This window comes from Staphylococcus pasteuri (genome assembly GCF_003970495.1).
In the GTDB taxonomy this organism is placed as follows: domain Bacteria; phylum Bacillota; class Bacilli; order Staphylococcales; family Staphylococcaceae; genus Staphylococcus; species Staphylococcus pasteuri.
Genome location: NZ_RXWW01000039.1, coordinates 1 through 781 on the forward strand (window position 1 = coordinate 1; position 781 = coordinate 781).

At 52.0% G+C, this 781-nt stretch carries 8 tRNA genes; all 8 read right to left on the minus strand.

From position 1 onward, the window contains the following. Positions 1-76, minus strand: a tRNA-Ala gene (locus CD121_RS06190). 26 nt (positions 77-102) lie between these two features. Further along, a tRNA-Pro gene (locus CD121_RS06195) sits at positions 103-176 on the minus strand. A gap of 9 nt (positions 177-185) precedes the next feature. After that, positions 186-259, minus strand: a tRNA-Arg gene (locus CD121_RS06200). Positions 260-274: 15 nt separating this feature from the next. After that, a tRNA-Leu gene (locus CD121_RS06205) sits at positions 275-363 on the minus strand. 9 nt (positions 364-372) lie between these two features. Further along, positions 373-447, minus strand: a tRNA-Gly gene (locus CD121_RS06210). A gap of 3 nt (positions 448-450) precedes the next feature. Further along, positions 451-532: transfer RNA gene (locus tag CD121_RS06215), tRNA-Leu, on the minus strand. Positions 533-540: 8 nt separating this feature from the next. After that, positions 541-616, minus strand: a tRNA-Lys gene (locus CD121_RS06220). 6 nt (positions 617-622) lie between these two features. Beyond that, a tRNA-Thr gene (locus CD121_RS06225) sits at positions 623-698 on the minus strand. Positions 699-781 lie beyond the last annotated feature (83 nt).

A 781-nucleotide genomic window follows, 5' to 3' on the forward strand; every position in this document is an offset into this window, starting at 1 on the left:
TGGTGGAGACTAGCGGGATCGAACCGCTGACCTCCTGCGTGCAAAGCAGGCGCTCTCCCATCTGAGCTAAGCCCCCATAATTAAACTAATTAATTGTTACTATCGGGAAGACAGGATTCGAACCTACGACCCCTTGGTCCCAAACCAAGTGCTCTACCAAGCTGAGCTACTTCCCGTAGAATAAGCGCGCCCGATAGGAGTCGAACCCATAACCTCTTGATCCGTAGTCAAACGCTCTATCCAATTGAGCTACGGGCGCATATTAACAATATTATGGTGCCGAGGACCGGAATCGAACCGGTACGGTGATCTCTCACCGCAGGATTTTAAGTCCTGTGCGTCTGCCAGTTCCGCCACCCCGGCACTATAAAATGGAGCAGAAGACGGGATTCGAACCCGCGACCCCAACCTTGGCAAGGTTGTATTCTACCGCTGAACTACTTCTGCATATGCGGGTGAAGGGAGTCGAACCCCCACGCCGTAAGGCGCTAGATCCTAAGTCTAGTGCGTCTGCCAATTCCGCCACACCCGCTATTAAAATGGTGAGCCATAGAGGATTCGAACCTCTGACCCTCTGATTAAAAGTCAGATGCTCTACCAACTGAGCTAATGGCTCTAAAACTGGTGCCGGCCAGAGGACTTGAACCCCCAACCTACTGATTACAAGTCAGTTGCTCTACCAATTGAGCTAGGCCGGCTACTAAAATGGTGGAGAATGACGGGTTCGAACCGCCGACCCTCTGCTTGTAAGGCAGATGCTCTCCCAGCTGAGCTAATTCTC